This window comes from Psychrobacter sp. APC 3281, from assembly GCF_030407815.1.
Lineage (GTDB): Bacteria > Pseudomonadota > Gammaproteobacteria > Pseudomonadales > Moraxellaceae > Psychrobacter.
In genome coordinates, this window is sequence record NZ_JASDCS010000009.1 from 96,594 (window position 1) to 121,783 (window position 25,190).

Consider the following 25,190-nt stretch of genomic DNA (forward strand, 5'->3'; position numbering starts at 1 on the left):
ATGGCTGTCTATAAGAGGTAATAAAGATAGAATAATAAATATGAGTATCAAAAGATATTCATTAAATGAGATTGTTTTGTTAGTTGTATCATTATTGAGGCGATTATATTTTGTGAAGTAGTGCTATGAGGTTAGCAAAATAGTGACAGTCTGAAATACAAAAAGCGACCTATTATAAGGTCGCTTCTGCTTACATTCATATCTGTAACATCTGATCTAAGCGCCTTGGTTTTGACGTTCTTTGATTTCAGATAAGGTTTTGCAGTCGATACATTGGGTAGCGGTTGGACGTGCCTCAAGGCGACGTAATCCAATCTCTACACCACAAGTCTCACAAAATCCATAGTCATCATTTTCGATTTCTAACATAGATTTGTCGATTTTGCGGATAAGTTTGCGCTCACGGTCGCGAGTACGTAATGCCAGTGCAAACTCTTCTTCTTGAGTGGCACGGTCATTGATGTCTGGCATGGCGCTTGACTCATCTTGGATGTAGTTTTTGGTACGATCCGCTTCGCCAATCAGTTGGTTTTTCCAATCCAATAAAATAGCCTTAAAGTGCTCCAACTGCGCATCAGACATATACTCTTCGTCTTTGGCCGGCACATAAGGAGTAAATTTAACTTCACTCGGATTCGTGGTCAGGGTGCTCATATGGGTATCCTACTTTTTCAAATTAATTCAATAAAACGACGTATCAAAAGACAAGACGTTATTAATGCTACAAACGCTACAATTTGTCCTTTTATCAAACGTTTCACCACTTGGTAATACAAGTAACACAGCTGATCAAATAATATCGTAGACTTTATATCTTGACAGTTATATACCGATTGTTAGATAGGTTGTTATATAAACTTCGGTTTGAATAATACTGTCTAAAGCATGCCGTAGGTCATTGATTGTGAAAACTGAGCTTGTGGTTAATGGGCCATCCTAGCTATCGTGCAGTGGCTTCATATTAGATATTGGGCCACCCTTGCTTTATTTCATAAGTTGTATCATTGTTTGTAATAATAATGAAGTGATTTTTTATATTGAATGCATATTTTATTTGTTCATCACTGCATTTTTGATTAGGAATTATTGACGAAAGCTATAAGTACAAAGGGCTATAGCTTTTACTAGTACCAATAATTCTGGGCATCAAGTATCCAGTCTTTCAACCCAGCTTGCAACTGTTCCATTGTTGGCTAATTGCAACCAGCGATATCCTGGTAGTGCATGCTCGTCATAAGAAAAATCATCTTCATAAGGTTTGAACTGATAGCAGGTAGATGGCGTGCTATACACCGTGACGCCTTGGCGCAGTCGAACTTGCTCTTGGTGAGTATGGCCACTGATCACCACTTGTAGCTGTTCAAATGGCGCCATATGCTGCCAAAAACTCTCAGTGTTTTCTGCCATATGGGTATCAATCCAGCCAGAATCAACTGGAACAATATGATGGTGTAGGGCGATTAATGCGGGCTTATCACAGGTGCTGAGTCTCTCACATAACCAATTGATATCAGTAGGCGTGATTTCGCCTGCGACCTTACCAGAAATGGAGGAGTCTAATAACAACAGCTGCCAGTATTCAGTCTCAATGACATGACGACTTAACAAACGTGAGTCAGCAGGTTGAGCGACAAGCTCTCGCTGAAAAAACGGCAAGTCTTTACCATTCTCGTCCGTCACATCATGATTACCAGCAATACAAGCAAAAGGAATCTGAGTCGCCTGTAATACAGTAAAGATATGATCGTAAATTGAAGACTTTACTCGATTGACCAAGTCACCAGTCACAATAATCAAATCACAGCGAATATCTTCATTAAGTGCCTGCTGGAGCACTGCTTCGAAACTATGCTGACAAGCCACGTCCTCACTATAGGTATTACTTTCAGCAACAAAGACAGGCGTCGATAAATGCAAATCAGTAATTTGTAAGATATTTATCGTTTGGTCAGAGGTGCTTAACTTATTGGCAGGATAGTTTGGCATTGGTTCAGTCCCTTATCGAATCACAACAATAAGTATTGTTAGCGCGAGTATGGATAAATGAGCTACTATTTTTCACTGGGTATTTATAATTATCATGAATCTACTATAGAAGAGCACAGTGTTTGTCTAGAGCTTACTTTGATTCTAATCAACGATATTTATACTATCAACTAGCAATAGCAAATTTAAAGTTAGAGCCGACTTATAGTATTATCGAGCTAAAGTATTCATTATATTAATAAAATAAAGTCGAACAAAAAGATAGCGAAAAACAGTCATGTTTTATTTATTATAACGTATTTACAGCGACGCTAACTAAAGTTTTATCTTTATTAGCTTTGAAAAAATGAGTGCAGCAAAAAATAAAGCAGCTAATATCAAGACGATAGAAAGACCTGTTTGAATATCTAGCCAGATACTACCCCACACACCAAGTGTCACACCCAGTTGAGCGATTATCAACGCTATAATCACCATTTGTTTTGGCGATGCCGACCATAGACGTGCGGTCAGTGCAGGTAGTACTAATAATCCGCTGATTAATAGACTGCCAACCGCTTGTAGCGCAATCGCACAGAACCCTGCAAGAACACCCATAAAAAACAGTCGTTGCCGTGTTGGGTTGATACCTTGAATACGTGCCAATGCTTCATGCGTTGCCAGCTTGATTTGCGCGGGCCAAATGTAAATAAGCAATCCCAAGCCAGCTAATACGCTACCAGCAAGCAAAGGCAAATCTGCCCAATCAAGATCTAATAAGTTACCGAATAAAAACCCGAGCACATTCGCTTGTTGGTCAGTCAATTGGGTCAAAGCCAGCAAGCCTAAGCACAAGAGCGACACCGACACGACTGCCAATACAGCATCCACTGGCAGACGCTCATCATCAATCAAGACCAGCCCCAGTACGACCATGACACTGACCAATGCAATGCCGATACCCATTGGCAATTGCCACCAGACAGCCAACGCCACACCCAACAACGTGCCATGGGCTAAGGCATCAGCGAAAAACGCCATACGCCGCCACAATACTAAGCAACCTAACGGCGCTGATAATAACGCTAATATACTGCCAGCGATCCAAGCAGGCGCAATGATGGCTAACCAAGCAGTCATAATGAATGTCCGTAAAATTTTTTATAAAAGAGTAGAGCCGTATTATTTATATGTTTAATAGTTTTGGCTTTAATGAGCTAGATTTCGAGCTTTGTCTATTAAAACTATAGCTCGCTTGGCGCATGGTGTTCACAGGCATGAGGCTGATGCACGTATGGCTGCTCATAATGATGACCAAATAGCTTTTGAAATTCAGTACTAATGGCCAGCTCGCTTGGTTGTCCTTCACAGCAAATATGCTTATTCAAACAAATGACGCGGCGGCTGCCTTTCATGACCCAGTGTAAATCATGAGACACCACTAGCATGGCGCAACGTAAGAAATCAGGCAGCTCATCAATAAACTGATATAGCCAAACTTCAGTATCAGGATCGAGACCCTGCATCGGCTCATCTAAAATAAGCAAGTTGGGTTTGTCTAATAGCGCTCTGGCCAATAGTACGCGCTGCGTCTCACCACCTGATAAATGCAACATTTGCCGTGACAGTAAATGCGTTAATGATAAGTTATCAAAGATAAACTGCCGCTGCTTAGAAGTTAAACGTTTCTTATCTGCTTGCGCCAACAAGTCGCAAACGCGTAATGGCAATATCGGTGGTACAGCAAATCGCTGCGGTACGTAGCCAAGCTGTAGCGGCTGATGTGCTGTCATAGAGCCATCAGTTGACTCAATCAAACCTAAGATAAGTTTGACTAGCGTTGACTTACCAGCGCCATTGGGACCGATAAGACTGACCGTCTCATTAACAGCAATGTCAATATCGATGTGAGAGAGCAGACGTTGAGGCCCAATATGGTAACTGATATTGTTTAAGCTCAATAATTGGTCAGCATTACTCACAGTACTGCTATTCGCAACAGCATTATTCGACTGATTAGAAGGTAGGGTAGAGGTATTCATAATATGACAACGCATAGGTAAATAGACAATCGACGAAACATGCTTAAAACGTTTACACAAACTATAGTAGCTTTAATTTTACTGGCAAGCTTGGCAACGACCGCTAAGCTCAATGACACTACGCTCAACCACAAACCCCACATCTTGCTCGGCAAAGCTCATCATTTCTTGAACGGGTAGACTGCTGCATTCTTGCACTCGTTGACACTGATCGCAGATCAAGAAGGCGGCTGTATGCTGGGCGCGAGGATGACAGCAAGGAACATAAGCATTAATAGAGGTTAATTGATGAATCAACCCTTCACTTAGCAAAAACTCTAAACTGCGATAAACCGTTGGTGGCGCGACGTTTTTTGGCGCGCGTTTTTTGGTTGTCTTAGTTTCTACCGAAAGTGTTGGTGAGCTCGCTACTTTTTGAATATCGCTGTCATCAGGTATAGACAACCGCATTTGCTGCAACTGAGTGATTAGGTCATAAGCGCCAACGGGCTGATCCGCCTCTAAAACCAATTGGTATATCTGCTGACGCAAAGGCGTAAAGCGCGCGCCATTTAGACGGCAATGCTCTTTAGCTGCTGCTAAGCGTTCATAAACATCATGCGGAGTCAGATCTTGCACATCATGCAAATGTTCGCAGATCGATGAAGTAATAGACATGGTACAAGCTCCTAAAAATAGCATGGTAATCGCATGACGTTTTTTATGATAGCGTTTTTTATTGTTATAGTATAACATACTAAAATAAGAACTGAGTTAATTGTCTTATAGTAGTCTTGTATATCTACCCTTTTTACAGGAGTGGGGCAGGACACTATTACTCATACGTTCGTTATCCAACAATGCTATCTAACAATAAAAGAGCTTACTATGAACGCTGTTTTTACTTACTCCGTACGTTCGCTTATCACATTACAGCGCTTGCTAATGACAGGACTGATAGTTTTAGGAACTTTCACACTGAATGCACAAGCTGCAACGGTCAGTGTTAGTAATTATCCGCTATTCTTGTTAAGTGAAGCAGTAACAGAAGGTGCGCCATCAGCCAATCGACTATTGCAAGCGGGGGAGGTTGGGCATCATGGTAGTATCAGCCCTGGTGATATCAAGGCAATCAAAGACAGCAAGTTCGTCGTATGGTTTGGTGAGCCGCTAGAAAACAATCTAGCAGCAAGCCTAAAAACAGCCCCGAATACCATTGCTTTATTTGAGTTCGATGCATTCAATCGACATCCATTACGTGATGTAAAGGGCAACGCTATCGCGGGTACACTAGATCCACATATTTGGCTAGATCCTGAAAATGCCAAAGCCATTACCCGTGCATTGGCTGTGATTCATAGTCATGCCAATCCACAATATAAAGATCTATACCAAGCCAACGCGAAAAAATTTGCGCAGCAGCTAGACGAAGAAGTTGCTACATTTGAGCAAAGCTTTACTCAGAGTGACTCAAAAACACGACCTTATTGGGCTTATCATGATGCCTATCAATATATCGAAGACAGCTTAAACTTAACGCTCGTTGGTAGCCTTAGCGTGGATCATCATCTATCGCCCAAAGCAAGCCAACTCCGTTGGTTGAATGAGCAACGCCCAGCCAAACAAATGTGTTTGGTCAGTCCAAGTGAGCCAGCAAAAGGCTTACTTGCGAAGCTACAACCAGTGAAGAGTACGGTACAGCCAGAAGATATGAGTAGTAGCGATGATTTTATCAGCGGTTGGCAGAGTATGGCCAAACAGATATATCAATGTATCTCGTAATATAGCCAAGAACAGCAATTTGCTAGGATTGTTTAAGTTAGTTGTATAGCTTTGTTTAAAGCATTTATTACAGACTAAATAATATAATAATCTTAGCAAAATGCGTTAGGTGACTGATAAAAGTCATATTTTACTTGCTTAATAGTTACGCTCTACCTATAATAAGTAGCGTTTTATTTTGGCCGAAAGGTAATGCCTGTAGAGTAAGTCATTCACGGATAAAATTATCATAAGTATGATATATTGTCCCAATGCTATAAGGGCTATAGGAATACCGATGACCAAGCCTGCCAAACGCACGCAAAAAGACAAGATTGGCATCTATATTAAACGACAAGCATGGATACTATTTATCCTTATTATCATTGCTTGGATAGTAGATACTCTTTGGCTACATAGTGAGCTTACGATAGCAAAAAGCGCTGCAATTGGTGCGCTACTAAGTTTTATCACTCAAGCAGTATTTGCGTTTTTTATTTTTTGGTACACCGGATATCGCGCGCGCCAACACATCGTTAGCCAGCTATATCGGGGTCAAATGTCAAAATGGTTATTGACCGTGTTTGGTTTTGCACTAATTTTTATTACCGTACAACCCCTATCTGCGCCAGCGCTGTTTATCGGTTTTATGGTAATGCAAATTAGTCACAGTTGGATGTTGTGGCATATACGCTAGCGCTAATAAATGATCGCTAAACAGATGGTTTATTAATAGTACTGGCAAGTCACCCTGCCGTCCAGCTTCTCTATGACTAGTTCGAAAAGTCGAAGCACAACGCTGTCTTAGGATAGCACCAGTGATTATAAAGACCGCACTATGAGTCTCAATGTTAGACGTAGTATGCAGTGAGAGGGTAGGGGTTACTCAACTATCTGTATCACTGATAATTAGAGTACTGTTATCTAATTATGGTTAGTAGCTATATTAGCAAGTAAAACTGGTGGCTAACTTATTCATACAGTGGATAAAAAAATCACAATTGACTTTACACGAATACAACGCTGCATTAATATAGGCGGCTAAATATTTTGCTTATAAGCGCTACATTAAGCGCCGATCGTAAAAAACGGTCAGTGGGCAAGCACATATATAATAATTTTGCGTATAAAAATGCAAGGGCTATTACTGAGTTATCATAAGCCCTTTTTTGATAGCTAAAATTTATCTCACGCTATCAAATACTGCATATTAGTAATAGAACTATGGGTTGGATGTTGTTGGTTACATGAGTGATTTAGTACGGTTTATTTGTCTGCTTAATAGCAAGATGGATATAAATACTACACCTCATCAGATGACAACCATATTTTTGGTAGTTGATTAAATCGTTGATTAATAAGAAGCTTACATTATGGCATCCGAGCAAACATCATCAGAATATATCTCTCACCACTTAACGAATTGGACGTATGGCTATCTGCCAGGCGAAGGTTGGAAAGTTGCTCATACTGCTGAAGAAGCAGGGGCAATGGGCTTTAACGCTATCCATCTTGATTCTATGCTATGGTCGATTGGTCTAGGTATCTTATTTTGCGCCGTCTTTTGGATGGTTGCCAAAAAAGTCACTTCAGGCGTGCCAGGAAAAACTCAGGCCGCAGTTGAGATGATCGTTGAGTTTGTTGATAACAACGTTCGTGATTCATACAGTGGTACATCAAAACTGATTGCGCCATTGGCGTTGACCATTTTTGTCTGGATCTTTTTGATGAACTTGATGGATTTAATACCTGTTGATTTCATTCCAGGTATTGCTGGGCAAATCGGTGCCGCTATGGGCCATGATCCACATCATGTTTTCTTTAAGATTGTTCCAACGACTGATCCTAACATCACGCTTGGCATGTCGTTCTCTGTCTTTGCACTGATTATCTTTTATAGCATTAAAGAAAAAGGTTTGGGCGGCTTTATCGGTGAGTTAACACTGCATCCGTTTGGCGCCAAAAACCCAATCGTACAAGCGATTTTGATTCCCATCAACTTCATCCTAGAAGCAGTTACTCTAATAGCCAAACCTGTATCACTTGGTTTGCGTCTATTCGGCAACATGTATGCTGGGGAATTGATTTTCATACTGATTGCTCTAATGCCGTTTTGGATTCAATGGGCGTTATCGGTACCGTGGGCTATCTTCCACATCTTAGTTATTACACTTCAAGCGTTCGTATTCATGATGCTGACGATAGTTTACATGTCGCTTGCATCATCAACTGAACATTAATTAGACATTCAATAGGTAAATGAGGATACATCAATGGATCCAGTATTAGGTGGTTACACAGTTATCGCAGTAGCACTACTTATCGGTCTTGGCGCACTTGGCACAGGTATTGGTTTTGCTATTCTAGGTGGAAAATTCTTAGAAGGCGTTGCGCGTCAACCAGAGCTTGGCTCACAATTGCAAACTCGTATGTTCATCGTAGCAGGTCTTCTTGATGCTATTCCGATGATCGGTGTTGGTATTGCTATGCTATTGTTGTTCGCTAACCCTCTAGCAGGTTAATCCGAAAGCTCAGTTGTAAATGTTTGGTATTCGGAGACTTTCTATCAAATATAGTCAAGATTTGACTACCAAACATGATCAATGAAACTGATTTTTCATTAACAAAGAGGTGATCACGTGAATATCAATTTTACCCTCGTCGGTCAAGCCATTGCTTTTGCAATATTTGTGATTTTTTGCATGAAATTCGTGTGGCCACCACTTATCGGTGCCATCAATGAGCGTCAGCGTAAAATTGCTGAAGGTCTGAATGCCGCAGAAAAAGCAAAAGCAGATTTGGCGACCGCGGAGCAAAATGTCCAGCAGGAACTTGATCTTGCAAAGACCAAGGCTGCCGCTCTAATCGAGCAAGCGAACAAGAGTGCCAATCAGCTCGTCGAAGATGCAAAATCGCAAGCCCAAGCGGAAGGCGAGCGCATTCGTCAACAAGCGCAAGCATCTATCGATCAAGAAATCAATCAAGCGCGTGAATCATTACGTGCCCAAGTTGCTGAACTGGCTGTACTTGGTGCAGAGAAGATTTTGCAAGACAAAGTCGATGTGCAAAAACATGCCAGTATGTTAGACCAACTGGCGGCGAAGCTGTAATTGTGAGGATATAATGGCTGACTTATCAACCTTAGCACGACCGTACGCTAAAGCCGCGTTTGACTATGCCAACGAAAACGGCGCAGTCAACGAGTGGGAAAACTTCTTACTTGTTGCTAGCACTGTTGTCAATGACAAGTCGTTCAGTACTTGGCTAGACAATCCAGCTGTTTCTGCTGAGCATAAGTCAGCTGCTTTGGTCGATCTTTATGATACGCAAGTAGCTAGCGCTAATGATTCTGCTTTCAAGCAGTTATTAAGCGAAGCTCAAGGGACTAGCCTTGACAGTAACGTAAGCTATCCAAAAGTATCAGTAGCACTTAGTAACTTCGTTAAACAGTTATCAGAACAAGAGCGTCTGGCGCTGCTTCCTGAAGTTTATGAGCATTATCGCCGTCACAAGGCAATAAGCTTAAAGCAGCTTGACGCATATGTGACCTCTGCCTACCCATTGACTGATGAACAGCGTCAAACGCTACAAACGCGTCTTGCTGCCTCGCTAAATGCTAGTGTAGTGATTCACGAATCAGTTGATCCAAGTCTATTGGCAGGCGCTACAATCAAAGTCGGTGACAAAGTCATTGATGATTCGATGCGCGGCAAGTTACAACAGTTAAAAACACAGCTAACTGCCTAATGCCAATCATCAATATAGTCAAATATTGACTGTATGATTATAAGAGCAATTAAGTCAGTGGGCGGGTTATCATAAATTAAAGGAAACAAGGCAATGCAACAATTGAATCCAGCGGAAATCAGTAACCTGATTAAGCAGCGTATTCAAGACCTTGATGCGGGTGCAACTGCAAAGAATGAAGGCACGATTGTCAAAGTATCTGACGGTATCGTGCAGATTCATGGTCTTGAAGATGCCATGTACGGCGAAATGATTGAGTTTGAAGGCGAAATCTACGGAATGGCTCTAAACTTAGAGCGTGATTCTGTTGGCGCGGTAGTACTTGGTGATTACCTAAAGCTGCAAGAAGGTCAAAAAGCCTATTGTACTGGTCGTATTCTTGAAGTACCAGTAGGTCCTGAGCTGTTAGGCCGTGTTGTTGATGCTTTGGGTAATCCTATTGATGGCAAAGGTCCTATCGATGCCAAAATGACTGATAAAGTCGAAAAGATCGCTCCAGGCGTTATCGACCGTCAATCAGTAGATCAACCAGTAATGACTGGTTATAAAGCCGTTGATACCATGATTCCAATCGGTCGTGGTCAGCGTGAGCTTATCATTGGTGACCGTCAGACTGGTAAAACAGCGATGGCTATCGATGCGATCATCGCACAGAAAGCGTCAGGCATTAAATGTGTATACGTGGCTATCGGACAGAAACGTTCGACTATCGCTAACGTCGTACGTAAGCTTGAGCAAACTGGCGCACTAGAATATACCACTGTTGTGGTTGCTTCAGCATCAGAGCCTGCAGCACTTCAGTATATCGCACCGTACTCAGGTTGTACGATGGGCGAATACTTCCGTGACCGCGGCGAAGATGCACTGATTGTATTTGATGACTTATCAAAGCAAGCAGTTGCTTATCGTCAGATTTCACTACTATTACGTCGTCCGCCAGGTCGTGAAGCTTATCCTGGTGACGTATTCTATTTACACTCACGCCTACTTGAGCGTGCATCACGTGTAAATGCTGATTATGTAGAAAAGTTCACTAACGGTGAAGTGAAAGGTAAAACTGGTTCTTTAACCGCACTACCAATCATTGAAACACAAGCTGGTGACGTATCTGCATTCGTACCAACTAACGTGATTTCGATCACTGATGGTCAGATCTTCCTAGAGTCTAGCTTATTCGCCTCAGGTATCCGTCCAGCAGTAAACGCTGGTATCTCGGTATCTCGTGTTGGTGGTGCCGCTCAGACTAAGATCATCAAAAAGTTATCTGGTGGTATTCGTACCGCTCTAGCTCAGTATCGTGAACTAGCAGCATTCGCTCAGTTCGCATCAGATCTTGATGACGCAACTCGCGAGCAGCTTGATCATGGTGAGCGTGTGACTGAATTGATGAAGCAGAAGCAGTATCAGCCGATGTCAATCTCTGAGCAAGCAGCCGTTATCTATGCTTCAAACGAAGGCTTCTTAGCTGACGTACCTGTCGAAAAGATTGGTTCTTTCGAAGAAGCGTACCTACGTTATATGCATGATGAGCAAAGTGAATTGATGCGTGAGATTGATGACACTGCGAACTACAATGATGATATCGCAGGTCGTTTAAAGTCATCTCTAGAGACCTTTAAACAAAATCACAGTTATTAATTTAACGGGTTAAGCCGAATTGGTTATAACTGTAGCTTAGAGCTGATAAAGTGGCGCGTTGTCTGACCAGATATTTGCGCCACTGTTTTAACCATTACCGGTATTAGATCGCGTAATGCCACAAGATATAAAATGTTATTCTGTAGGATTGATGTTGTATATCAAACGATTGTCGCATGCGCCAATGCTTTTTAACCCTCTTATATTGGAATCATTATGGCAAGCTTAAAAGAGATACGTGCCAAAGTCACCAGTATTAAAAGCACCCAGAAAATTACTCGTGCTATGCAAATGGTAGCGGCAAGTAAAATGCGCCGTGCGCAAGAGCGCATGGAAGTGGGTCGCCCGTATGCTGATAGTATGCGCCGGGTTATTTCACATTTGGTGCATGCCTCATCAGACTACAAACATCCGTATATGGTATCGCGTCCAGTCAATAAGGTTGGCTATATTGTCATTACCTCTGACCGTGGCCTAGCGGGTGGTTTGAATATTAACTTATTCAAAGCCCTAACTAAAAGTATCCAAGATTATCAAGATCAGTCTGTACAAGCTGAGTTTGCAGTCATCGGTGCCAAAGGTGTGAGTTTCTTTAAAAACTTTGGTGGTAAAGTTACATCGGCTGTGACCGATTATGGCGATAAACCAACGTTTGAACAGTTGAATGCACCGGTTCAAGCGATGCTTGAAGACTATAGTAACGGCAATATTGACCGTATCTATGTGGTCTACAACCGATTCGTCAATGCGATGACTCAGAAACCAACAGTCAATCAGTTGGTTCCTCTACCAGAGCAGTCATTTGATGATGAAGACAGTGGTCTACAGACAGAACTTAGCTGGGATTATATCTACGAGCCTGACATCAAGACGTTAATTGATGAGTTGCTTGGTCGCTATATTGAGTCGATTGTTTATCAAGCGGTAATGGAAAACATTGCCTCTGAGCAGTCTTCACGTATGGTTGCGATGAAAGCGGCAACAGATAATGCTGGTGACCTTATTAACGATTTACAGTTGGTTTATAACAAGCTGCGTCAAGCGGCGATTACCCGAGAAATCTCGGAAATCGTTGGCGGTGCTGCTGCTGTTTCATAATTGACTACACCTATATATAGAAGTTCAAGGAGAACGCAATGAGTAGCGGTCGTATTGTACAGATTATTGGCGCGGTTCTTGACGTTGAGTTCAACCGTAATGAAGTTCCTCAAATTTTTGATGCCTTGCAAGTAGACGGTACCGAAACTACCCTAGAAGTACAGCAACAGCTAGGTGACGGTATTGTACGTACTATTGCAATGGGTTCAACCGAAGGTTTAAAGCGTAACCTACCTGTTACTAATACTGGTGCACCTATCTCTGTGCCTGTTGGTACTGGTACGCTAGGTCGCATCATGGATGTTCTTGGTCGTCCTATCGATGAAGAAGGTCCTGTTGTTGCTGACGAAAAATGGTCTATCCACCGTGAAGCGCCAAGCTACGCGGATCAGTCAAACAGCACTGAGCTACTAGAGACTGGTATTAAAGTTATCGATCTACTTTGCCCGTTCGCTAAAGGTGGTAAAGTTGGTCTGTTCGGTGGTGCTGGTGTTGGTAAAACCGTTAACATGATGGAGCTGATTAACAACATCGCTCTAAAACATGAAGGTTTGTCAGTATTTGCTGGTGTTGGTGAGCGTACTCGTGAAGGTAACGATTTCTATCACGAAATGCAGGAAGCTGGCGTTGTAAACACTGAAGACTTCAGTAAGTCTAAAGTAGCAATGGTATATGGCCAGATGAATGAGCCACCAGGTAACCGTTTACGTGTTGCACTGTCTGGTTTGACCATGGCTGAGTACTTCCGTGATACCAAAGATCCTGTTACTGGTAAAGGTCGTGACGTCCTATTGTTTGTTGATAACATCTACCGTTATACACTAGCGGGTACAGAAGTATCAGCACTACTTGGTCGTATGCCATCAGCGGTTGGTTATCAGCCAACACTAGCTGAAGAGATGGGCTTACTACAAGAGCGTATTACATCAACTCAGTCAGGCTCTATTACTTCAGTTCAGGCAGTATACGTACCTGCGGATGATTTGACCGATCCATCACCTGCTACAACGTTTGCTCACTTGGATGCAACAGTTGTACTAAGCCGTGATATCGCATCACAAGGTATCTATCCTGCGGTTGATCCATTGGATTCAACATCACGTCAGTTAGATCCACAAGTAATCGGCGAAGATCATTACAATGTTGCTCGTGGTGTTCAGGAAGTTCTACAGCGTTATAAAGAGCTTAAAGACATCATCGCTATCTTGGGTATGGATGAGTTATCAGAAGAAGATAAACTGGTTGTTTATCGTGCTCGTAAGATTCAGCGCTTCTTGTCTCAGCCATTCCACGTAGCCGAAGTCTTCACTGGTGCACCTGGTAAATACGTACCACTACGCGATACTATTGCTAGCTTTAAAGCAATCATCGCTGGTGAATACGATGACCTACCAGAGCAGGCGTTCTACATGGCTGGTAGCATCGATGAAGTAGTCGCTAAAGCTGAAAAAATGAAGTCTAAGTCAGCGTAAGTTGTATAAGCATAAGCTAACGAGTAGATATAATATAAACCTTGTATCTACTCTTCAGTAACGCATCGCAGTTTTACTGTTTTTTGATCGCGCTTTGATGGTAAGGAATTAAGTATGGCAACGTTACAATGTCGCGTCGTAAGTGCTCGTGAAGAGTTGTATTCAGGCGAAATTAGCATGTTAATAGCTACTGGTACCGAAGGCGAGATTGGTGTATTGCCAGGTCACACACCGCTTATTACTTTGCTAAAGCCAGGTGCAATGCGAGTGCAAACACCAAACGGTGAAGAAGAAGTAATTTACGTCTCAGGCGGTGTACTAGAAGTACAGCCTAAGATGGTTACGGTATTGGCTGATACAGCCATGCGTGCACACAATCTTGACGAAAGCAAAATCGTCGAAGCACGTAAAAAAGCTGAGCAAATGCTAGTTAACCAGTCTGATACGCTACAAACCAATGCGGCTTTGGCCTCACTTGCAGAGTCAGTAGGACAATTACAGACTATTCGTAAGTACAAAAACCGCGCGTAATTTATTACTGATAGCTCTAGCTAATCATTTATAGTTATCGCTAGAAGTAATAATAAAAAGACAGTCCATTATATGGGCTGTTTTTTTATGTCTATTCATTATGAAACTAACTGTTCTGCGGTAAATACACACGGTTATTACTTGGATAGTATTTGTGGTAGTTCAATCTATTCTCAGGAAAAATCTTTTATTATCAATGAATCATCGCCTATTGGAATTTTCTTAAAAAGACACTGGCGACAACGTTAATATATGGTTATATTAGACATAACGTATTATAAGCAACGAGCAGTAACTGTACGCGATAATGTTGGCTCGATGGTTTGGGTAATTAGCAAACGATAGATAATACAAACTGCGATGTACTAACAAAGTAATTGGCATAATTTCTGGACGCAAACTAAAGTTTTGATAGGGGTAGTTTATAGGTTTTGTTACCGACTATCAGCTATAGTATAGGAAGCTGATAATTTAATAGTATACTGTGCTACCAAGTTTGTAACAGCTATACGAACATCAATTGTGCCACTATATGGTGCTATTAATTTTACCGCTCTTACTTTTACTGCTTTTAAATTAGATGTATTAGAGGATATAACAATGACAACGAATGAAGAAGACAACACCCCCCGAATCTTGATTGTTGAAGATGATGAGCGTCTGGCCATGTTGACTCAAGATTACTTGGTCAAAAATGGTTTAGAAGTGGCAATTGAAACTGATGGTAATCGTGCTATTCGCCGTATCGTCAATGAGCAGCCAGATATGGTTGTACTTGATGTCATGCTACCTGGTAGCGATGGTTTGACCGTATGCCGTGAAGTACGCCCACATTATCAAAATCCAATTTTGATGTTGACCGCACGTACTGAAGACATGGATCAAGTATTGGGTCTTGAGATGGGTGCTGACGATTATGTTGCCAAGCCTGCTCAGCCACGTGTATTGCTTGCACGTATTCGTGCGCTACTGCGCCGCTCAGAAAATGCACCATCAGAAGATGTGCCACAACGTCTAGAGTTTGGCGAGTTAGTCATCGACAACGGTGGCCGTTCAGTTAACCTAGGTGATGAGTTGGTTGATTTCACCAGTGCTGAGTATGATTTACTATGGTTACTTGCTTCTAACGCAGGTCGTATTCTATCTCGTGAAGATATCTTTGAGCGTCTACGCGGTATTGAGTATGATGGTCAAGATCGTTCAATTGACGTACGTATCTCACGTATTCGTCCAAAAATCGGTGATGATCCAGAAAATCCAAAGCGTATTAAGACCGTACGTAGTAAAGGCTATCTATTCGTAAAAGAAGGCAACTAATATTGTTGCTTCTATAGGTTGATTAATTATTAATCACTATTCGAAAAAACCAGCAACGATGCTGGTTTTTTTGTGGCTAAATTTTAATTTTTAAACTTAAATGCAGTGTTATGTGGTTTAATTAACCCATTATTATAGACGCTGACTAAATATATGTCATACATATAAGTCTTTGGATGATTGCTGCATATGAATTAAAATGCGGTAATTAAAAGTCAAAGTTAAAGTCTATCTCTATTCGATTATGTTCGATATCATCAAACACATAGCACTACCTATATGTTTGATGATATTAGCAATCTCTATTTATTAAGTTGGTCACGGCACGTATGTCATTAGTCTCTTCTTTAAAACACAGTATTTTTGTTCGTATCTATGCTGGGCTACTTATAGTATGCTTGTGTGTGGCACTATTTGCGCAGTTATTGATGGATACCATTAATAAGGAGCGTGTGCAGTCCTATCGTGAAAATATGGCAATGGGGGCATTTCATTTGGTGAGTGAAGGAATTGCTCACCAAAATAGCGAAGAAGAGCGTGAATATTGGTTATCAGATGCGAGTAGTTTGTTTGGTACTACTTTTAAAGTCTTGCCTATTGACGAAGTAGATTTTAGCGCCAGCGAGCTACGCCGTTTTAAAAATGATAATACCGTTGTACGTTATTTCAACCAGCCTGTATATGCAGATGTTTATTACCGCTTACCGGATAATAAGAGTGTGTTAACAGCGAGAATCTCTCAAGTTACCGAGCAGCAAGTACGAGCAATTGCGGTATTTCTGTTAGATGATTTGTCTTATCACATGACACTATCGGACAAGCGCGCACGTTTGGCTGAATTGGAGAAAAAGTTTTCTTTCCCTTTAGCGTTTAAAGCAGTTAATACGCTTGAGTTAGATTCAGATCAGATGTCTCGCCTGCGCCGTGACGAAGTCGTCATATCGTTGCAAGATACTAACAGTAGTACGAGTAACTCTGCGATTAGGGTAGTGGTACCCTCTGAAATCAATGATATGGCAATTTTGATTGGGCCTATACCGTTATTTAACTGGTTTCCGCTCAACTTAATTATTAGTATGATTCTTATCAGTATGTTCCTAATTAGCTTAGGTGTGTATGCGCTCATCTTCCCGCTTGAACGTAAGCTACAATTGATTCAGGTAGGTGTGAATGAGGTCAGTCAAGGTAACCTTGATATTCAAGTACAGGTTATTGGTCAAGATGAAATAGCGCGTTTGTCAGCGACTTTTAATGCCATGACCTCGCATATTAAGCGTTTGATTGAATCACAGCGCGAGCTTACCCGAGCGGTCTCACATGAGCTTCGTACGCCAGTGGCTCGTATTCGATTTGCCGTAGATATGCTTGCTGATACGGATGACGAAGACTCACGTTTTATGCAGCGTGACTATATTGATGAAGATATTGAATCGCTTAATGGTTTGATTGATGAGATTTTGACCTATGCTAAGCTTGAGGAAGGGTCACCTAAGCTAGATTTAGAACCAGTAAACTTAAGAGAGCTGTTAGAGCAGATCGAGCGCGAAACCAATGCACTAGGTAAACCTATCAAAATAGTAACCAGTTTGCCAAATGCAAAAGTCACAGCAGTTGCGGATAGACGCTACTTACACCGTGTGATTCAGAATCTTGCAGGTAATGCATTACGCTATGCAGAAACAACCATTATCATTAGTGCAGGTGTCAAAAAAGGCAATGCCTTCGTCAGTGTTGAAGATGATGGACACGGTATTCCTGAAGCAGATCGTGAAAAAGTGTTCATTCCATTCTCACGTTTAGATGACAGCCGTACACGCGCGTCAGGTGGCTATGGCCTAGGCTTGTCTATTGTATCGCGCATTGCCTTTTGGTTTAATGGTAGTATGAAAGTAGATGAGAGTCGTGAGTTAGGCGGTGCAAGGTTTGTGATGACGTGGCCTATCAAACCATTGACACAAATTCTTGCTGCTGATGAATTGACGCAAGAGAAAAGCGAGCGCGACTTCGATACTAAGTTGTCAGACTAAACCAAGTTATAGGGCTAAGCCATAATTATTAGTCATGATACTAAAGACAATCAGCGTCATTTTAATGGTATAACAGGATACAGCTTTATAGCTAGATGACGCGCACGTCGCTATTTTTAAGACAGTTGGACAATGTCATAGGAGGGCATAGGATGCCATATTTATTTGGTGGGTTGGTAGTATTGAATGCGATTACGCTAGGCTATTATTTATTCTTAAAACAGCCGTCAACGACCCAAACACTACAAGCAGCTCAGGCTGAAATTACCCAGCCCCTAGCTTTCACTAACAGTGCTGAGTATATTCCGCCGGCTATTGGTAGCAAAGACTAGCTTTGATATCTTTGCTTATTCAGATTAAATTCTCATCGCTATTTTGAATTTGGTACCGTATTGTTTACCTCAGATACCTCTTCTACTTCAGCCGCCAATGTAGTATCTCCAGCGACTTTGGAGAGTAGAGGAATACGTACGCATACTTGTAGCCCGCCTTCAGGGTGGTTGATGGCTTCAACGGTACCGTGATGTAATCGTGCAATACGATCAACAATCGCAAGACCTAGACCGCTACCTTGAGTAGTCCGTGCCGTCTCTCCTCGTTCAAACGGTTGCATAATTCGCTCTAATTGATCGTCAGCGACGCCATCACCGCAATCTCGTACACAAATCACTAACTGTTCTTGAGCTTCTTTGTTCACCGCATTTTCGCTGACCACATCCGTATCTTCGTCTTCGACAGTTTCTATAAATGTCGGTACAACCGTCGCCGATAAATAAATAGGTGGCTTTCCATAACGATTGGCATTATTGACCAAGTTGATAATCAGACGTTTGATGGATAATGGACGTACGGGAACGACCTTGTCGCATTCTGACTCATATACAAACTTCATTGGCGCAAACTGCACCATGATTTCATTAAATATAGTGTCTAGGTTGGTCAAGCTGACTGGCTCATCAGAACCATCTTTCATAAATGAGATGAACTGCTCTAAAATGGCATCCATATCCTCAATATCGTAAATCAGCCCTTCCCGAAAGAAGTCATCTGGTAGCATCTCTGCGGTCAAGCGCATACGTGTCAATGGTGTCCGCAAATCATGTGAGATGCCGGCAAGCATGATTGTTCGCTCTTTTTGCGCCTGATTTAAGGTCGTGAACAGTCGGTTAAACGCCATATTAACTTGACGTATTTCTGTGGGGCCTTTTTGCGTTGGCAGTGTGGTTGCATGACCAAGCCTAATATAGTTAGTAGCTGCCCGCTGTAAGTAGCGTAGGGGGCGATTTAATTGACGGGCTAATAGAATAATCGTTAATAGCGATAGGATAGGCAGTCCGATCAAAAATAGCACCAGTAACGTCGGGCTATACTGTGAATAGTAGACGACAGGCTCACGCACCCAAAAACTGTCATCACGGCTATCTTGTACCCATAGCTGCGGCGTTGGCTTAAATTTAAAATAGACCTCTACAGGGCGACCGAGCTGCGCACCGATTTCACGTTGTAGTACGTCAGTAAAAAAGCTCACGAATGGCTTGTCAGCGACTTCTGGGAAGTCACTAGGGTTATTCACCACGACGACATGAGAGTGCTGGTAAATCCATTGGCGTACTTCGGGACGACTTTGCCAGTCTTTATTAACGCTATTGATCAGCTGCAACTCACTCGTCAAATAACGCGCATGGTTTTTTAACTCTGGCAGATACAGACTGCGCCAAAAGAACAGAATTGATAAGCTCACACTGATAAGCACGATAAAGGCAACCATTAAGGTCGTTAGCCAAGTGTTGGAATAAGAGCGTGGCAGCCAACCTTTACGACGCGGCTTTGGGTTCGGAGAGATCATATGTGTCCAACAGAGTAAAAGAAAAGTTAGTGTGATATAGCGTGTAGCTCTTTAAATACGATTGCCTTAAGGCTAGTCCGTGCATCAATCTATAGCGGTATATCATAGAATAGCATAACCAATAAATAGTACTGATACAGTATGCAATCGACGAGCGAGCCAGATAGTTATTAGAATAGATGTAAAGTTAAGCTTAAGGATAAATGTATTTAGCAATCATCTATTTTTCAGAGAGAGCAATAGTAATCTATAGAATCTAAAGAAAAACTTTAAAAATAAGTCATTATCATCAGTTATATTTTACTTAGGTCGTCATTTAAGCTATTGTTAATAAATAATTAAATATGCACAGTTTATGTTTTCAACAAATAAAGACTGTGATATAATTATGCCCTTTTTGGTATACCTGCGAAAGAGAGAATTCACATGGTTGTTATTCGTTTAGCACGGGGCGGTGCCAAGAAACGCCCATTTTATCAAGTAGTTGTTGCTGATCAACGCCGCGCGCGTGACGGTCGCTATATTGAAAACATCGGCTTTTTTAACCCACTCGCTAAAGAGTCTGAAGAAGCAGTACGCCTAAACATGGAAGCGTACAATGCGTGGATCGCAAAAGGTGCACAACCTTCAGATCGCGTTGCTTCATTAGCAAAAGCTTACAACAAGTCTGCAGCTCAAACTGAAGCAACTGCTTAAGTTTTGGTTGTTACTGAGACGTTCGTAGCAAAACTATGATATGACTCAGTAGACTTTAGAATACATAGCGTAACTGGTCTGACCAGGGTGCGCCATTAACTGTTTATCGCTTTTGACGCAATTGTTTTTGCAATTGCTGTTTTAATCATTGTTAGGTTAGCTGCTATGTCATCTGTTCCAAACGCTAGTGCCCTTATGAAAATTGGTCAGCTTAAGAAGCCTTACGGCATTAAAGGCTGGCTTTGGGTATTCAGTGATACGGATGACCGTACAGCAATATTCGACATGAAGCCGTGGTGGATGAAAACTGCCACTGGCATGAAACCTTTAACTGTGAAGGCTTGGCGTGAGCAAAGAACAGGAATTGTGGCTCAATTTGAGCAGATTCCTGATCGTAATGTTGCTGAGACTATGAACGGTGTTACCGTTTGGGTCGAACAAAACGTCCTACCTGAAACAGCTGAAGACGAATATTATTGGTCGGATTTGGTCAGTCTGCGCGTGATGAACGAGCAGGATGAGTATCTAGGTAATATCACTGAAATGTTTGAAACCGGTGCCCATGACATCATGCGTGTAACGGCAAATTCAGACAGTTTAGACAATGAAGAACGCCTGATTCCATGGCATAAGCAAACTGTGATAGAAGTCAATATGACTGAAAAAACAGTGCTTGTGGCATGGCCGAGTGATTACTGATAGCGTTTCTGGCTTTTTAGTCAGACGTTATTAGTACTTACACCGATTGTTTTAGCCTTAACGCAAGTAGACATCAGATGTATTTTGCCGTAATTAGTATTTTTCCTGAGATGTTTGCCACGATTCGTGAATTTGGAATCACGGGCCGAGCAGTGACTCAAGAGCAAGTTACGATTGAATGCATTAATCCACGTGATTATACCACCGATAACTATCGCCGTATTGATGAGCGCCCTTATGGGGGTGGTCCTGGGATGGTGATGATGGCTGAGCCATTATCGAAAGCCATTGAGGATGCACGATTACGTGCCAGTCAGCATGGTTGCCGTGTCGATAGTGAGCACTGTCCGGTGATTTATATGTCACCGCAAGGGCAAACGCTTAGTGAGAGTAGCGTAGTCAACATGACTGATTACGATGGCATGATTTTATTATGCGGTCGTTATGAAGGTATTGACGAGCGTTTACTGTCACAATATGTCGATATGGAAGTATCGTTAGGTGACTACGTGTTGACTGGTGGCGAGTTGCCAGCAATGGTGCTGATGGATAGTGTGATACGTCGTCTGCCCGATATCATGGGTGATGACATGTCAGCGGAGCAAGACTCTTTTGTCGATGGCTTGCTTGACTGTCCACACTATACTAAGCCGCATGAGTTTGCGGGTATGGCGGTTCCTGAGGTATTACTTTCAGGTCACCATGCCAATATCGCTAAGTGGCGTTTTAGTCAGCAAGTCAGTCGTACGCAAACGCGTCGTCCAGACTTATGGCAAGCGTTTACCCCAACGTTAGAGCAAGCGAAGTGGTTGAAAGCATTGGCCAAAGCAGATAAAAAGTAGGTTTTTAAAATCTAAATTTATCGTTAGCAAGTTTGATAAACAGTTAAGAAACAGAATTTTGAGCAATAATAAAACGAGTCATAGCATAGTGGCCGTTGGTTATAACCCATTTACGTTGTGTCTCACTATAAAGAGATGCGATTAATTATTACAAACAGGTGATATGCGTCAAGCCTCTATTATCTAATGTGAGGAGATAACTCTCATGAGCAACAAGCATCCATTGGTTCAGGTCATCGAAAACGCTCAATTGCTTGAGCGCCCAAGCTTTGCACCCGGCGATACCGTTGTGGTACAAGTAAAAGTACGTGAAGGTGAGCGTGAGCGTTTACAGGCTTTTGAAGGCGTTGTAATTGCTAAGCGTAACCGCGGTTTAAACTCAGCGTTTACCGTACGTAAAATCTCAAGCGGCGTTGGCGTTGAGCGTGCATTCCAATTGCATTCACCAATCATCGAGAGCATCGAAGTGAAACGTCGCGGTGCTGTTCGCCGTGCGAAACTATACTACTTACGTGAGCGCTCTGGTAAATCAGCACGTATCCGCGAAAAACTTGGTGCTCGTCCAGTTGCTAAGAAAAAAACTGACGCTGGCGTACCTGATGCAGTTGATACTGCACCTGGTATCTAAGCACAAGTTTGCCGCTTTGAGTTAATCATATGATTTAGGATTGGCTCAAGACAAGGTAATAGTAGATACAAGCCCTTATTCATAGGTTTATTTATAAATAAGCGGGCCATACCAAAAAAGACGAAACCCCAATCTATGCGAAAGCTAGATTGGGGTTTTTGTATGTATAGCATTAATAATTTAAGTTTTATCAGCTCTAATAGTGCCAGTTAGAAGCTAAAGCTTATTGAGCATCAAATGTATCGATGCGGTTGACTTGCTCTTTGGACTTACTGTATTTGCGCAGTCTAATGTATAACGTCTTGGTGACAGTCGCGATTAGCTTTTGCTGCTCGTCAACGATGTCGACTTTATACTCACGGAATACCGCTTCACCTTCTTTTGCCAGCTCTTGAATAGTGATAATTTCAGAGCTAGGTATTTTCATGCGCGCAGTAACCTTGCTATTGCCAGGCGCAACAAAATCAATGTGCGAGCTTTTGTCCCACACTACATAATTGCTACCCAGTTGATGCATCAGCATAAGCATATAAAAAGGGTCAACCATTGAATATAAGCTACCACCGAACTGAGTACCGACGATATTTTTGTTCAGAGTGTTTAGTCCCATGCTTACCACACACAAACCCTGATCGAGACTGATATGATCGATTTTGATACCTGCGCCAATGTATGGTGCATAAGTGTTGAGACGCAGCTTTAACAAATGCGGTGTCAGCAATGGCATGATGCTTTGCTTGGCCCGACGTTTCAAAGTCTCAAGGTTGGTAGGTAATACACTCATAAACTTGTCCTATTGCCTTTTCTCAATTTTTTGATTGTATCAACGATGCGGTTTTAAACAGTATCACTGAGAAATAAATCGATAAAAAGTATTTATCATAATTAAAAAGTACTCAGCCTGCTAGCTCTAAAGCGTAACCAAAATGACATATTTATGCCCACTTATAAGTAACGATCGTTATTTATTATAACTATCTTTGCTATTCATCTATGTGATAAAAAATCATCTAGATGCAAATAATTATCAATAAAACGGTCGTTTATTCTAACTCAAAGTCTATAACAGAGAGATTTTTCCCTCATGGTTTTCTATTAAGGTTAATTTCGTCTCAAATAGAAACTTTAGTTTATATATTATAATGAGATACATAGTATCTTTAAATGGTTTTAGGTTCGCATTTCATCAAGTCTTGGCATACAATAGTTCGCAGTTTGTAATAGGCGCTTTGGTCTATGACATTAGAGCAGAGCGTGTGTAGTCAATCAAAGACGTAATCGACACAAGGAAATGTGATGAGTAACCCTCAGACCCCCTCTTCAGGGTCTAATACGCCGACCTCGAACGTAAACCACGACAGTCAAGTACAAGGCAGTTATGTAGATTTGCATAAGCCCAGTTCTAGTTTTGACAGTCGTGATGCTTATTTAAACCATGAATTACAAATCATGCAGCCGAAACGCTGGCGTCCTAATTTACCATTCCGTGATTACCGTTTTGAATACGAAGATACTATTCCAGCAATGGCCGCCACCATCGGTAAAGTTGTTATGGTGGGCGCCATTGCAGCAACCTTTGCAGGTCCACTGGGCTTAGGTGATGCGTTTGTCTTAGAAAACGTGCGCTACGAGCTATTGATCGTCTCCTTCTTTATTATCTTATTTTCGGGATTTCTACTGCCGACGGCCAACCTCGCTGGTACTCACGGCCCACTAATCCCTCTGATTCCTATTGTGGTAGCAGCTGGTGGGCACCCGATGGCCTTTGGTTTGCTTATCGGTGCTTTTGGTCTGCTCCTCGCGATTAGTAAAGGGGGGAGTTTGCTGGCTAATTTGACCAGTAAGGGTGTGTGCGGTGGCCTCTTGATTTACTTGGGCTTTATCGGAACGACGTCACAGGTCAAAAATCTCTTTGCTTGGGCAGAAGGGATTGGCATGTCGCATATCGCTTTCTTTATTATCTTGGCGACTATCCTGCTATATGCATTGCTTGAGCATTGGCAAAAACGCTGGCTCGCGGTTCCGCTAAGCTGTGTGTTGGGTGGTGGTCTTGCCTTTGCATTGGGCGCACCTTTTGCGTTCAAAACAGCGCCAGGTCTACCAAACATGAATCCAATGTATTGGTGGGGCGAAAACACAGGTTGGATGTTAGGTCTGCCGACGATTGAAAGCTTCATCGTAGTACTGCCATTTGCTATTTTGGCCGTGGCAATGTGGTCGCCAGATTTCTTAGGCCATCAGGTATTCCAAAAAATCAGCTATCCTAAGCGTACTGAAAAAGTGCTTATGGATATCGATGACACCATGACCAGTGCTTCATTTCGTCAGGTAGTCGGCTCTGTATTGGGCGGTGCCAACTTTGCGTCGTCGTGGGGAACGTATATTGTTCCTGCAGCGATTGCCAAACGTCCGATTCCTGCTGGCGCTTTATTGACAGCCCTATTCTGTATCATCGCAGGGGTTTGGGGCTATCCGATGGATTTGGCCATTTGGCAGCCAGTGATGTGTGTGGCCTTGATCGTTGGGGTGTTTATTCCATTACTAGAAGCTGGTATGGAGATGACGCGTGAAGGTAAAACCACGCAGTCTGCTGCTATTGTGGTATTTGCTTCGGCATTGGTTAACCCAGCCTTTGGTTGGTCGCTCACGTTGTTGCTTGATAACTTAGGTTTGATCGGCTCTAAAGAACGTAGTGCCAATTTGACTAAGATGAGCCGCTGGATCATACCGGGTATTATGTTTGTAGTACTGACAGGCGTCATGGCTATCGTCGGTATGTTGCCAGGCATCCCAGCATTGATGGCTAACTTCCGTCATTAATAGTATGTGATTGAATAAACGATAATAGAACAGACTAAGCCGGCGAAAGCTGGCTTTTTTATGGGTAGAACTGCGATAATAA

Annotated in this window: 25 protein-coding genes; 18 read left to right on the forward strand and 7 right to left on the reverse strand. The window is 42.2% G+C overall.

What is annotated here, in order from left to right:
• Window positions 1-216 precede the first annotated feature (216 nt).
• The 5 genes from dksA to QL886_RS09480 form a co-directional block, all read right to left on the reverse strand.
• Window positions 217-654 carry an RNA polymerase-binding protein DksA gene (gene dksA / locus QL886_RS09460; RefSeq protein WP_057762021.1) on the reverse strand — a complete coding sequence of 146 codons (438 nt, stop codon included), beginning with the start codon at window positions 652-654 and terminating at the stop codon, window positions 217-219.
• A 492-nt stretch (window positions 655-1,146) separates the two neighbouring features.
• Window positions 1,147-1,986 (reverse strand): metallophosphoesterase, encoded by an 840-nt coding sequence (locus tag QL886_RS09465; protein ID WP_290178522.1) that lies wholly within the window; start codon window positions 1,984-1,986, stop codon window positions 1,147-1,149.
• 315 nt (window positions 1,987-2,301) lie between these two features.
• A complete protein-coding gene (locus tag QL886_RS09470) occupies window positions 2,302-3,105 on the reverse strand; it encodes a metal ABC transporter permease (protein WP_290178523.1) in 804 nt (267 codons plus the stop codon).
• Between the two features lie 104 nt (window positions 3,106-3,209).
• Window positions 3,210-4,007: a metal ABC transporter ATP-binding protein gene (locus tag QL886_RS09475; RefSeq protein WP_290178524.1), complete on the reverse strand. Its 798-nt coding sequence runs from the start codon at window positions 4,005-4,007 to the stop codon at window positions 3,210-3,212.
• 78 nt (window positions 4,008-4,085) lie between these two features.
• Entirely contained in the window at window positions 4,086-4,664 is a 579-nt protein-coding gene (locus tag QL886_RS09480) for a transcriptional repressor (RefSeq protein WP_191114371.1), read from the reverse strand.
• A 210-nt stretch (window positions 4,665-4,874) separates the two neighbouring features.
• Between QL886_RS09480 and QL886_RS09485 the strand changes: the two genes are divergently transcribed.
• From QL886_RS09485 to QL886_RS09545, 13 genes are all read left to right on the forward strand, one after another.
• Window positions 4,875-5,768, forward strand: coding sequence for a metal ABC transporter substrate-binding protein (locus QL886_RS09485; RefSeq protein WP_290178525.1), 894 nt, complete (start codon window positions 4,875-4,877; stop codon window positions 5,766-5,768).
• Window positions 5,769-6,045: 277 nt separating this feature from the next.
• On the forward strand, window positions 6,046-6,444 hold the full coding sequence (locus QL886_RS09490; protein WP_238050580.1) for an ATP synthase subunit I: 399 nt from the start codon (window positions 6,046-6,048) through the stop codon (window positions 6,442-6,444).
• Window positions 6,445-7,120: 676 nt separating this feature from the next.
• A complete protein-coding gene (gene atpB, locus QL886_RS09495; RefSeq protein WP_101205957.1) occupies window positions 7,121-7,987 on the forward strand; it encodes a F0F1 ATP synthase subunit A in 867 nt (288 codons plus the stop codon).
• Between the two features lie 33 nt (window positions 7,988-8,020).
• Window positions 8,021-8,269, forward strand: coding sequence for a F0F1 ATP synthase subunit C (gene atpE, locus QL886_RS09500; RefSeq protein ID WP_010197960.1), 249 nt, complete (start codon window positions 8,021-8,023; stop codon window positions 8,267-8,269).
• A 117-nt stretch (window positions 8,270-8,386) separates the two neighbouring features.
• On the forward strand, window positions 8,387-8,857 hold the full coding sequence (locus QL886_RS09505) for a F0F1 ATP synthase subunit B (RefSeq protein WP_101205956.1): 471 nt from the start codon (window positions 8,387-8,389) through the stop codon (window positions 8,855-8,857).
• Between the two features lie 13 nt (window positions 8,858-8,870).
• Window positions 8,871-9,494, forward strand: coding sequence for a F0F1 ATP synthase subunit delta (locus tag QL886_RS09510; RefSeq protein WP_057762004.1), 624 nt, complete (start codon window positions 8,871-8,873; stop codon window positions 9,492-9,494).
• A 93-nt stretch (window positions 9,495-9,587) separates the two neighbouring features.
• On the forward strand, window positions 9,588-11,132 hold the full coding sequence (atpA, locus tag QL886_RS09515; protein WP_057762002.1) for a F0F1 ATP synthase subunit alpha: 1,545 nt from the start codon (window positions 9,588-9,590) through the stop codon (window positions 11,130-11,132).
• Between the two features lie 216 nt (window positions 11,133-11,348).
• Entirely contained in the window at window positions 11,349-12,230 is an 882-nt protein-coding gene (atpG, locus tag QL886_RS09520; RefSeq protein ID WP_102093132.1) for a F0F1 ATP synthase subunit gamma, read from the forward strand.
• Between the two features lie 38 nt (window positions 12,231-12,268).
• Entirely contained in the window at window positions 12,269-13,702 is a 1,434-nt protein-coding gene (gene atpD, locus QL886_RS09525) for a F0F1 ATP synthase subunit beta (RefSeq protein ID WP_057761998.1), read from the forward strand.
• Between the two features lie 114 nt (window positions 13,703-13,816).
• A complete protein-coding gene (locus tag QL886_RS09530; RefSeq protein WP_057761996.1) occupies window positions 13,817-14,233 on the forward strand; it encodes a F0F1 ATP synthase subunit epsilon in 417 nt (138 codons plus the stop codon).
• 600 nt (window positions 14,234-14,833) lie between these two features.
• On the forward strand, window positions 14,834-15,550 hold the full coding sequence (locus tag QL886_RS09535) for a response regulator (protein WP_057761994.1): 717 nt from the start codon (window positions 14,834-14,836) through the stop codon (window positions 15,548-15,550).
• 329 nt (window positions 15,551-15,879) lie between these two features.
• Complete coding sequence (locus QL886_RS09540) at window positions 15,880-17,577, forward strand: ATP-binding protein (RefSeq protein WP_290178526.1); 1,698 nt, start codon at window positions 15,880-15,882, stop codon at window positions 17,575-17,577.
• Window positions 17,578-17,729: 152 nt separating this feature from the next.
• Window positions 17,730-17,909 carry a hypothetical protein gene (locus QL886_RS09545; RefSeq protein WP_201548390.1) on the forward strand — a complete coding sequence of 60 codons (180 nt, stop codon included), beginning with the start codon at window positions 17,730-17,732 and terminating at the stop codon, window positions 17,907-17,909.
• Between the two features lie 38 nt (window positions 17,910-17,947).
• Here QL886_RS09545 and QL886_RS09550 read toward each other — a convergent pair whose 3' ends face one another.
• Entirely contained in the window at window positions 17,948-19,423 is a 1,476-nt protein-coding gene (locus QL886_RS09550; RefSeq protein ID WP_290178527.1) for an ATP-binding protein, read from the reverse strand.
• A gap of 426 nt (window positions 19,424-19,849) precedes the next feature.
• On the opposite strand from QL886_RS09550, the gene rpsP reads away from it, so the two are divergent.
• The 4 genes from rpsP (at window position 19,850) to rplS (ending at window position 22,288) form a co-directional block, all read left to right on the forward strand.
• Window positions 19,850-20,119, forward strand: coding sequence for a 30S ribosomal protein S16 (rpsP, locus tag QL886_RS09555; RefSeq protein WP_021812802.1), 270 nt, complete (start codon window positions 19,850-19,852; stop codon window positions 20,117-20,119).
• 165 nt (window positions 20,120-20,284) lie between these two features.
• Window positions 20,285-20,818, forward strand: a complete 534-nt coding sequence (rimM, locus tag QL886_RS09560) for a ribosome maturation factor RimM (RefSeq protein WP_290178529.1) — start codon at window positions 20,285-20,287, stop codon at window positions 20,816-20,818.
• Window positions 20,819-20,895: 77 nt separating this feature from the next.
• On the forward strand, window positions 20,896-21,660 hold the full coding sequence (gene trmD, locus QL886_RS09565) for a tRNA (guanosine(37)-N1)-methyltransferase TrmD (protein ID WP_290178530.1): 765 nt from the start codon (window positions 20,896-20,898) through the stop codon (window positions 21,658-21,660).
• 205 nt (window positions 21,661-21,865) lie between these two features.
• Window positions 21,866-22,288, forward strand: coding sequence for a 50S ribosomal protein L19 (gene rplS, locus QL886_RS09570; protein ID WP_057761981.1), 423 nt, complete (start codon window positions 21,866-21,868; stop codon window positions 22,286-22,288).
• Between the two features lie 223 nt (window positions 22,289-22,511).
• Here rplS and QL886_RS09575 read toward each other — a convergent pair whose 3' ends face one another.
• Window positions 22,512-23,072, reverse strand: a complete 561-nt coding sequence (locus tag QL886_RS09575; RefSeq protein WP_201572241.1) for a DUF4442 domain-containing protein — start codon at window positions 23,070-23,072, stop codon at window positions 22,512-22,514.
• A gap of 512 nt (window positions 23,073-23,584) precedes the next feature.
• Between QL886_RS09575 and QL886_RS09580 the strand changes: the two genes are divergently transcribed.
• Window positions 23,585-25,108 carry a DUF3360 family protein gene (locus QL886_RS09580; protein ID WP_290178531.1) on the forward strand — a complete coding sequence of 508 codons (1,524 nt, stop codon included), beginning with the start codon at window positions 23,585-23,587 and terminating at the stop codon, window positions 25,106-25,108.
• The last annotated feature ends 82 nt before the right edge of the window (window positions 25,109-25,190 follow it).